Consider the following 9648-nt stretch of genomic DNA (forward strand, 5'->3'; position numbering starts at 1 on the left):
ATCCCTACCTCTATTCATATATAGCATTTCTATATTGTAAACAAAAAAGAGGGGATTGTCCCCCCTCTTCTTTTAATTTTTCTTTAAAAGAGTTGCTCCTGCAATCCCTGGATGTGTCATTTCGAATGGATCTAGAATTAACTCTAAGTCTTCTTGTGACAATACACCATTTTTCACACAAAGTTCTCGAACGGATTGGCCTGTTGCAATTGCTTCTTTCGCAACGCGAGCTGCTGCTTCATAACCGATATGAGGGTTCACGGCTGTAATAATTCCTACACTTTTCTCAACATACTCTTTTAAGCGATCTTCATTCGCTTCAATTCCTTTTAAGCAATTATCTGTAAAGGCACGGAAACCGTTATTCATAATGCTAATCGATTGAAGTAAGTTGAAAACAAGTACTGGTTCCATAACGTTTAATTCTAATTGTCCTGCTTCTGAAGCAAGGCAAATTGTATGGTCATTACCAATTACTTGGAACGCAATTTGATTAATTACTTCTGGCATAACAGGGTTTACTTTCCCTGGCATAATAGATGAACCTGGTTGACGAGCTGGTAACATAATTTCCGCTAAACCAACACGCGGACCTGATGCCATTAAGCGAAGGTCATTCGCAATTTTAGACATATTCATCATACATACTTTAAGCGCTGCAGATACTTCAGTATAAGCATCCGTATTTTGCGTCGCATCTACTAAATCTTCTGCACCAACAAGCGGTAATTCACTAATTGCAGCTAAATGTTTTACAACTGCTTCAATATATTCTGGATCTGCATTTAAGCCTGTACCAACTGCAGTTGCTCCCATGTTCACTTCATATAAGTGTTGACGTGATTGCTGAATGCGTTTCATATCACGTTCAAGTACACGTGAGTACGCTTTAAATTCTTGTCCAAGGCGAATTGGCACAGCGTCTTGTAAATGTGTACGTCCCATTTTAATCACATGATCGAACTGTTCGGCTTTTAATTCAAATACATCATGCATATAACCCATCGTTTGTAATAAGCCTTCTAATGCATTTAACGTTGCGATATGAATCGCCGTTGGGAATGCATCATTTGTTGATTGGGCCATATTTACATGACTATTTGGACTAATATAATGATAGTCTCCCTTTTCCATTCCTAATAATTCAAGAGCACGATTGGCAATGACTTCATTTGCATTCATGTTCATTGAAGTACCCGCTCCGCCTTGGATTGGATCTACGATGAAATGATCATGCCATTTTCCATCAAGAATTTCTTGAGCAGCTTCTGCGATCGCACCGCCCTTGTTTAATTCCAATCTTCCTACATCTGTATTCGCAAGCGCTGCAGCTTTTTTTACAACTGCGAACGCTTTAATTAAACCTTCATGGATTTTGTATCCTGTAATTGGGAAGTTTTCAACTGCACGCATTGTTTGTACGCCGTAGTATGCATAGTTTGGTACTTCTTTTTCACCTAAAAAATCTTTTTCAATTCGAACACCATTTTTAACTTCAGTTAATGTTGCCATGATTATTCACTCCTTAACGGTTTCTTATGCTGCTTTTGTTTCTTTGACTGTTTCTACATATTGTTTTGCTTTCTCATTATCGAATTCGCCTTCCCACTTCGACATAACAATGGCCGCTAATGCATTTCCTAATACATTGACAGATGAGCGAATCATATCTAAAATGCGGTCAATTCCCGCAATTAATGCGATACCTTCTAGTGGTAACCCCATTGAACCTAACGTTGCTAATACAACAACGAACGATGCACCTGGAACTCCCGCCATACCTTTGGATGTTAACATGAGAACGAATAATAACGTTATTTGCTCCGTTAGTGACATGTGCACACCGTACATTTGTGCAACAAACAATGCCGCTAACGCTTGATAAATAGCCGATCCAGTCAAGTTAAATGTATAACCTGTCGGAATTACGAAAGAGGCAACTGCCTTTGGACAACCGAACTCTTCCATTTTTCTCATTATATTAGGTAAAACAGCTTCTGAACTTGCTGTCGTAAATGAAAGAATCAATTCTTCTTTTAAAATTTTTATTAATGTAAAAATGTTTACTCCAACCATTCGTGCATTAATACCTAATACAATCACAACGAATAGTATAACAGTTACGTATACAGCTAGCACTAGTTTTCCTAGCGGAAGTAGTGTTGCTACACCAAATTTTGCAACCGTAACGGCAATTAATGCGAATACACCAAATGGTGCAAATTTCATAACTTGATTTGTAACCCAAAACATGGCTTCGAGTACACCTTCAAAAAAGTTAAAGACAGGCTTTCCTTTTTCCCCAATTGCCGCAACTCCTAAGCCGAATAATACTGAGAAGAATATAATCGGTAATAGGTCACCTTGTGCAATCGATTCAAATACGTTTTTCGGTACAATGTGAACAATTGTCTCAGCAAAACCTTTCTTCTCTGTTGCATCTGCAGTTTGTTTATAAGAAGAAATATCACTTTGCTGTAAATTACTCATATCAACACCAGTACCTGGTTGGAATATATTCGCTGCAAGTAATCCCATTAAAATAGCAATCGTCGTAATAATTTCGAAATAAAGAATTGTCTTACCACCCAGTTTCCCAAGCTTCTTCATATCTCCTACACCAGCTACTGCAACAATTAATGCTGAAATAACAATTGGTACTACAATCATCTTAATTAAGTGAATAAATATATCCCCAATTGGTGTGATATAAGAAATCGCCGTTTTATTGCCATAAAAGACTGCCCCTACTACAATCCCTAAAACAAGCGCGACAAAAATTTGTGTTGCCAATCCGAATTTTTTCATTTATGTTCATCCCCTTCATGCGAACGCTTTCAATTTGAATTTATAAAAGCTACTCACACATCTTATAAGCGAACCTACAAAATCATACAAAAACCTACAAGTTCGTCACAAAAAATTCAAATATTTTTCTTCTTTTTTTCATTGACACCATTTTGTTAAAAAACGATAAAATAAACTTGATAAGTAATCAGATTGTTTCGTATAATCAAAAAGATATATACTTAAAACAAATCAAAATGAAAAGGAGTGGATGTTATGAAAAACTATACAAAGCAATTCGTCCTATCTTCTTCTTTTCTTTTTCATTTTCTTAAAAAGGAACAAAGGCATTCGCCTTTGTTCCTTTTTTATTGCGATCTATATAGGGGGAATTGTTATGAGGCCATATAAACGTGTCTTAATTAAATTAAGCGGCGGTGCACTTGCCGATCAAACTGGAAATAGCTTTAACTCCAAACGATTAGAACATATCGCAAACGAAATTTTATCCATTGTTGATTTAGGTATCGAAGTATCCATCGTCATCGGTGGCGGTAATATTTTTAGGGGGCATCTAGCTGAAGAGTGGGGAATTGATCGCGTAGAAGCTGATAATATCGGTACACTAGGTACGATCATTAACAGCTTAATGCTTCGCGGTGTTTTAACAAGTAAAACAAATAGAGAAGTACGCGTTATGACGTCCATTCCATTTAATGCAGTAGCTGAACCATACATTCGCTTACGTGCAGTCCACCATTTAGATAACGGCTATATCGTTATCTTTGGAGGCGGAAACGGGCAACCGTTCGTGACAACAGATTATCCAAGTGTACAAAGGGCTATTGAAATGAATAGTGATGCCATATTAGTCGCAAAACAAGGTGTCGATGGTGTTTTTACAAGTGATCCAAAGCATAACAAATCAGCAAAAATGTACAGCAAACTAAACTATAATGATGTCGTTAGACAAAATATACAAGTCATGGATCAAGCGGCATTACTGCTTGCCCGGGACTACAATTTACCAGCACATGTCTTTAACTTTGATGAGCCTGGAGTGATGAAAAAAATATGTTTAGGTGAACATGTGGGGACGTTGATTAATGATGATGTTACGATGCTGGTGCATGAAAAATAATGATTTCCCACCAAAAAGGGTGCCTTTTGTAGGCACCCTTTTCTAATCCATCATCACAAATAGAACTCAACCAATCCCGCCACTTTCTCCTTACAACGCTCCCAAAAAGATAACTTTTCAAAAAACTCTTTCGTCATTTCTTTCGAATCATGAAAATCCTCTGTTAACGCCTTATTAACTTGTCCTACAATAGGACCACCATAAATATAAAAATTCATTTCATCATTTATATTGAAGCTACGCGAAGTAAAGTTTGTTGTACCAATAACGGTTAATTCATTATCAATAAGCATTAATTTGCCATGGAACATTCCTTTTTTATACCCATATACAGTAATCCCATTATTAACAGCTTGACGTATGTATGGATACGCCGCTTCTTTTATAAGAGGTAGATCTGGTTTATATGACCAAAGTATTTTTACTGTAACACCACGCTTTTGTGCTGCGATTAAAGCATTCATGGACTCTTTATTTTTTGCTATAAAATACGGCGTTGCAATTACAATGGAGTGCTGAGCTTGTTTTATGAGCTCTATATATTTTTCAGCAACGTAATGCCCATTGTAACTAGTCATAGTATGTAATGTATTCCCTTTACTAGCTTTATTCGTACTCCTCTTTATCTCTTCTTTCGTATCTCGTTTCCAATCTAAAGCGAATTGCTGTTCTAAATCTTTTGCTCCTTCTCCTTTAAGCCGTACATGATAATCACGCCAATATCCAAATCGCTTATCTTTCCCTAAGTACTCATCTCCTATATTAAATCCGCCTGTATAGCCAATATCCCCATCAATCGTCGTAATACGGCGATGATTACGATGGTGAAGTGAATAAAATCCGAATGGCAATGCAGGTTTTCTACTATATGTAAAATGCACACCACTTTCCCGCAATTCATTTATCATCTTTCTTTCAAATGATAAATCATTAATGCGATCAACTGATAAATAGACGTTTACTCCTTCTTTTGCTTTCTCTTTTAATAAGTTTAAAAAAGTATGACTACTTTTATCATCCGACAAAATGAAGAAATAAGTGTAGATGGAGCTTTTGGCTTCTCTTATATCAGTAAATAATTGTTTATAAAAAGACTTCCCTTCTACATATAATTGAAAGTCACTATAATGAGGCGCATACTCTGTCGGCATGTTTTTTCCAGCTTCCATTTTCCTACCTAAGGTAACATCGATATGCATACAAATTACAATAAAAACGAAAATAGCAATAATAATAGAAGTAACTCTTAATATTTTTTTAATCATTTTGGTTTCCTTCCAATCATATTCCTTACTATTTCGTAGTGTTTCATTTAAATATGTTTTCATACGAAATGTATTTCTTATTTTTATTGATACTAAACAGTTAAAGGAGATATGAATATGAGAAAAAGAAAAACTCCTATTGTTTTTATCCCAGGTCTTTTCGGTTCAATGAGCAATATTATTATTCCCGGCACTGGTAATTGGAGTTTTGGACTTTCTGCATTTGTTTACGAACCATTCATCATGATGCTAGAAAGTATGGGCTACGAACGAAATAAAAACTTGTTCATCTGTTTTTATGACTGGCGGCAGCGTATTGTTTTTTCTACACAAAAATATTTATTACAAACGATTGCTTATGCTAAAAAGATTACAGGTTGCGATAAACTAAATTTAATTTGTCATAGTATGGGCGGCCTTCTTGGACGTTCTTACGTTCAAAGTGACGAATATAAAAATGATGTGAATCAACTTATAATACTCTGCACACCAAACGCTGGATCTCCACCAAATTATAGTTATTGGACTGGAGGCAGTCTCCCTATCCATGCCTCTTCTAAAATAAATATCGTTCATTTTTATATGGAACAATATATTTGTTACTTAAGCATCTTACATAAAATGAATAAAGTTGAGGCGATACACATTTACTTTCCAGGATTACAAGATGTTATTCCTTGTAAAGATTACGGAAATTATTTATTTATAAAATCCGACTCTTCTATTACATTTCTTCCTTATAGTAAGATGAAAACGAAAAACCCTTTCCTCGATATATTAAATACAAATAGATTTATTATACAAAAAAGAAATATTGAAACGACACTCATTGCCGGAGATGGAGAGGAAACAACTCAATATTTACAAGTCGTCCCTTCACATTCCAAACTGAAATGGACAGACGGCAAAGTCGTCGGTGATTTACTTACAAAACATGGTGACGGTAACGCTGTTCTACATAGCGTTTTTCTTCTAGAGGGAAATAAATATGTTTTGCATGCTTCACATAACGAAGTGCTCTACAAAAGCATTCCTATACTACAAAAGATACTCTAAATTTCAAACAAAAAAGGTATGGCATTAAGCCACACCTTTTCACATTAAACAAAATTTCCCGCATCATTATTTCTTCCAAACTTATAAATAGCAATTAAGAAGAATGCAATTGCGAAAGCGAATAAAATTAAAATGTTTAAATACAACTCCGAGAATGGTATTCCCTGCTGTAGTTTTGATATCGTATCTAACAACCAGCGCTGCGGAAGAAAATTAGCTACTTTTTGTACTGCACTTGGCATAATGTCATATGGGAAATAACATCCAGCAAGTAAGCATGTTGGTACAATGATCATATTTTGCATCGCATTTGCCGATGCTGAGTTTTTCGAAAAAGCTACAAGGACTAATGATATTCCAATTGCGATTAATGCAAATAGCATTAGTACGCCCATCATCACTATGAAAGGCATATTGATATTCGTATGAAAAACATTCGTTAGGAATAGGATTGTAATCAAAATTTGTACTGTTAGTATTATCATATTTACTCCGACATTAGATAATATAAACTTCTTCCCATCTATCGGCGTTGATAATAGTCTAAAGTACGTTCTATTCTCTTTTTCTTTTAAAATATGACCTGATAAGTTCGCTGCTGAAAACAGCATAAACATAATAAGGTAACCCATCGTTTGATTTGTCATATCTTTATTTTTCGAAGTATCTTCTAGCGTCTCAGTTTTCATTTTAAATGAACTTTTTTGATACCCTGCGTACATATTGTCGAATGTGCTTTGATCTGTTCCTGCTATTTTACTAATAGCTGCTATATTATCAATATAATTATATAAATATGTTTTTATAAATCCTGTTACTTGATCACCTTTAATCGATGAAATTTCAATATGCTCTGGTTTCCCTTCTCGAACACTTTTTGAAAAACCAGAATCTAATGTAATAACTCCATCAAGTTTTTTGGAAGTGAGTTTATCTTCTACTTCAGACTCCTTAACCTTACTCACATTCACATGATTTAATCCTTCTAAAAACTTTATCGTATCATTTGCTATTGGCTCATTTTCTTTATTTACAATCCCGATATTTAACGTTCCTTGCCCTGCATTTCCGTATATCGAGAAGGAAATGAGCGTCCCTATTATCGGCAAGCTAATTATAATGAGTAAACCTTTTTTATTTTTCAAAAGCACAGATAACGTTTTTTGTATGAGCCATAAAATATCCTTCATACTATAGCCCCTCCCGTCTACGTAATGCAATAATTGCAATTAATAAAAAGAGTGCTGAAATTCCAAGGTTTAAAGAAATGACTGGTAGTGCTGCCCCTACATCATTTGCATAAATAATTTTCATAACAGCTGTATTTGCCCAAGTTAATGGCGATAAATTCGTAACGAAATTTTCTTCTACTACGAAATATGCACCTCCAAAAATAGAAGCTAATTGCACAACAACCATAATAATTGCCCTAGACGCTTCAGCTGTTTTCGTGATATATCCGATTCCTAAACCGAAGCTAATTGCTAGAAAGACTTGTGTTAATAAAATAAGAAATATGATTCCAAGATGGTCGCCCCAATTCGCTTGAAAAACAAATTTACTAAATAACATGACGAGTAATATACAGAGGGCATTTGCTACTAGGCTACCAAGTACTTTTCCAATGAATATTTCAGCTTTACTTATAGGTGCAGCAATGAGACGATCTCCTGTTTTACGTATTCGTTCTCCTCGAATTAAAGAACTCGCTCCCATCGCAGCATACAGTGCAATCATCGTTGTCATTACAACCGCGTAGTAATCCATAGAACCTGGTTTTTTCGCAGCTTGTAAAGATGTTTCTTTTATATAATCATTATGGTTTCCGTTTGAAATAACTGTGCTCACCTTAGTAGGATCTACTTTTGCAACTTCGACCGCTACATTGTACTTATCAACAAATGTTGTAAGCATTCCTTCCACAATACTCCCCTCAATACTACTTTTGTCACTTCCGTAAAATTTTGCACCATCTTTATTTAACTCTACATAAGCAGCATATTTATTTTTCTTCACTTCTTCTTTCCCATCTATACTGCCGGAAGCTTTTTTAAAATGAATACCTGATTTATCCACTTCTTTCGTAAATGCTGCAAATGATTGAGAAAACGTGCTACTCGCTTCATCTTTATATAGCACTTGTATATCTTTAATCGAATGACTATCACTATTAAATGCGTTGGTTAACGCTGTTCCTAACACAAGCATAAGTACAATCGGAAATGCTAACATAAAAACTAAAGTTCTTACGTCTCTGAAATCTCTTTTAATATGCATAATTGCAATATTGAAGATGTTCAATTGATGAACCTCCCTTTACCTTTTCTTCATTTACCTTTTATTTATCTCGTAAGTTTCTTCCGGTTAACGTAAGAAATACTGTTTCTAAGTTTGGAGCCTGCTCCTCTAATGAACGAATTTCAATGTCATGATTAATGAAATGCTGAATAATTTGATTTAAATTATTTAATCCTGCATCCGAGTTTACCTTGATTACGTTCTCTTCAATTTGAACAGCTTTCACACCGTTTATCTCTTTTAACTTTTCTACATCTAAATTTTCTACTGACTTCACTTCAATCCAAATATCTTTCGTATCTGTAATAATCGCTTTTAACTGTTCTTTCGTACCTTCTGCAATCACTTTACCGTGGTCGACAATTGCGATTTTCGTACAAATCTCTTCTACTTCTTCCATGTAGTGGCTCGTGTAAATAATAGTGCTTCCCATTTCATTTAACTTCCGGACAGACTGAAGAATATAGTTTCTTGACTGCGGATCAATTCCAACTGTCGGTTCATCCATAATAATTAACTTCGGTCTATGTGCAATTGCACAAGCAATATTCAATCTTCGTTTCATCCCGCCAGAAAAGTTTTTCGGATAACTTTTATGTTTATCGCTAAGCCCCACAAATTGCAGTGCTTCCTCCACTCTCGCTTTTAGCTCAACTCCTCTTAATCCGTACAACCCAGCAAAGAATTTCACATTTTCATAGGCAGTTAACTCTTCATAAATCGCAATATCTTGCGGAACGATACCGATATTCATCTTTGCAAATCGATTATGTTTCTTTATATTTTTTCCTAGTATGCTAATTTCACCTTCATTACTTCTTAACAAACCAGCAATCATATTTATCGTTGTACTCTTACCAGCACCATTTGATCCTAAAAAGCCAAATATTTCTCCTTCTTTAATAGATAAAGACATATTATCAACTGCGATGAAATCACCAAATTTTTTCGTTAAATTTTTAATTTCTAATGTATTCATCATTTTCACCCCATGCCCATCAACTTAAGAATTTGCACTACCCCCAAGTGTCAAAAAACGTTATTCTTTCTAAAAAGCTAGCTAGAAAGGATGACATTTTTTATGAATCTTTCAATTCAAGA

General features: G+C 35.1%; 8 protein-coding genes. 2 read left to right on the plus strand and 6 right to left on the minus strand.

Annotated elements, in window-relative coordinates:
• Positions 1-72: 72 nt before the first annotated feature.
• Positions 73-1512, minus strand: coding sequence for an aspartate ammonia-lyase (gene aspA / locus ACS2CR_RS25550; protein ID WP_000224190.1), 1440 nt, complete (start codon positions 1510-1512; stop codon positions 73-75).
• Positions 1513-1536: 24 nt separating this feature from the next.
• Positions 1537-2808: a cation:dicarboxylate symporter family transporter gene (locus ACS2CR_RS25555; protein WP_000713291.1), complete on the minus strand. Its 1272-nt coding sequence runs from the start codon at positions 2806-2808 to the stop codon at positions 1537-1539.
• 376 nt (positions 2809-3184) lie between these two features.
• Between ACS2CR_RS25555 and pyrH the strand changes: the two genes are divergently transcribed.
• Positions 3185-3928, plus strand: coding sequence for a UMP kinase (pyrH, locus tag ACS2CR_RS25560; protein ID WP_001248059.1), 744 nt, complete (start codon positions 3185-3187; stop codon positions 3926-3928).
• A 53-nt stretch (positions 3929-3981) separates the two neighbouring features.
• On the opposite strand, the gene cls is transcribed toward pyrH, so the two are convergent.
• A complete protein-coding gene (cls, locus tag ACS2CR_RS25565; protein ID WP_053514234.1) occupies positions 3982-5193 on the minus strand; it encodes a cardiolipin synthase in 1212 nt (403 codons plus the stop codon).
• Positions 5194-5310: 117 nt separating this feature from the next.
• On the opposite strand from cls, the gene ACS2CR_RS25570 reads away from it, so the two are divergent.
• Positions 5311-6249: an esterase/lipase family protein gene (locus ACS2CR_RS25570; protein WP_053514155.1), complete on the plus strand. Its 939-nt coding sequence runs from the start codon at positions 5311-5313 to the stop codon at positions 6247-6249.
• Between the two features lie 44 nt (positions 6250-6293).
• On the opposite strand, the gene ACS2CR_RS25575 is transcribed toward ACS2CR_RS25570, so the two are convergent.
• Genes ACS2CR_RS25575 through ACS2CR_RS25585 form a run of 3 tightly spaced genes read right to left on the minus strand, consistent with a single transcriptional unit; the run spans position 6294 to position 9526 of the window.
• Positions 6294-7439 carry an ABC transporter permease gene (locus ACS2CR_RS25575; protein ID WP_153602735.1) on the minus strand — a complete coding sequence of 382 codons (1146 nt, stop codon included), beginning with the start codon at positions 7437-7439 and terminating at the stop codon, positions 6294-6296.
• Position 7440: 1 nt separating this feature from the next.
• A complete protein-coding gene (locus ACS2CR_RS25580; protein ID WP_001020152.1) occupies positions 7441-8550 on the minus strand; it encodes an ABC transporter permease in 1110 nt (369 codons plus the stop codon).
• Between the two features lie 37 nt (positions 8551-8587).
• A complete protein-coding gene (locus ACS2CR_RS25585; RefSeq protein WP_001093830.1) occupies positions 8588-9526 on the minus strand; it encodes an ABC transporter ATP-binding protein in 939 nt (312 codons plus the stop codon).
• Positions 9527-9648 lie beyond the last annotated feature (122 nt).

It is taken from the genome of Bacillus cereus group sp. BceL291 (assembly GCF_051776705.1).
Lineage (GTDB): Bacteria > Bacillota > Bacilli > Bacillales > Bacillaceae_G > Bacillus_A > Bacillus_A cereus.

Coding starts and splice junctions, on each gene's coding strand:
- aspA (WP_000224190.1), bottom strand. CDS start 1,512: ATGGCAACATTAACTGAAGTTAAAAATGGTGTTCGAATTGAAAAAGAT.
- ACS2CR_RS25555 (WP_000713291.1), bottom strand. CDS start 2,808: ATGAAAAAATTCGGATTGGCAACACAAATTTTTGTCGCGCTTGTTTTA.
- pyrH (WP_001248059.1), top strand. CDS start 3,185: ATGAGGCCATATAAACGTGTCTTAATTAAATTAAGCGGCGGTGCACTT.
- cls (WP_053514234.1), bottom strand. CDS start 5,193: ATGATTAAAAAAATATTAAGAGTTACTTCTATTATTATTGCTATTTTC.
- ACS2CR_RS25570 (WP_053514155.1), top strand. CDS start 5,311: ATGAGAAAAAGAAAAACTCCTATTGTTTTTATCCCAGGTCTTTTCGGT.
- ACS2CR_RS25575 (WP_153602735.1), bottom strand. CDS start 7,439: ATGAAGGATATTTTATGGCTCATACAAAAAACGTTATCTGTGCTTTTG.
- ACS2CR_RS25585 (WP_001093830.1), bottom strand. CDS start 9,526: ATGAATACATTAGAAATTAAAAATTTAACGAAAAAATTTGGTGATTTC.